At 62.4% G+C, this 466-nt stretch carries 1 pseudogene; it reads right to left on the reverse strand.

Annotation, left to right across the window (positions count from 1 at the left end):
• Positions 1-466, reverse strand: a pseudogene (locus ACU8YC_RS26965) (AIDA repeat-containing protein); the annotation flags it as partial.

The following is a 466-nucleotide window of genomic DNA, read 5'->3' on the forward strand; positions in this document are numbered from 1 at the left end:
CGCCCTGAATACGCCCCCAGACGCCGCTGTCACCTTTGACTGTGCTGCGCTGGCTGTAGTTGCCCGCCAGCGCCCGGTCGTAATCCATACTCTGTGCAAAGAGGGAGGCGTACAGCGCCACCTCAGACCGGTATCCGGCCTCACTGGTGAGGTACCAGCTTTCATCCGCACTGCCGTGGTTCAGGGTGTAGTTGTAGACCCCGGCCTGCAGCTTACGGGCAAGGGAAAAAGCTCCGGCGTCGGTGGTGGCCCCGTTAATGGCGTCCACCACTCTGATGCCGTCCCCGGTGGTGGCGAGCCCCAGCCCGGCATCTCCGGTGTGAGTGAAGTTCAGCCAGGTTTTCCCGGTGGCCTGCCCGCCGTCAATGACCAGCATATCCCGCTGAAACTCCGGGTCAGACAGGTTAATCCTCATGTTAATGGTACCGCCCTGACCGACAAGACGGGTCGTGGTGAGTGTGCGGGG

Source organism: Citrobacter sp. VF227 (assembly GCF_052950715.1).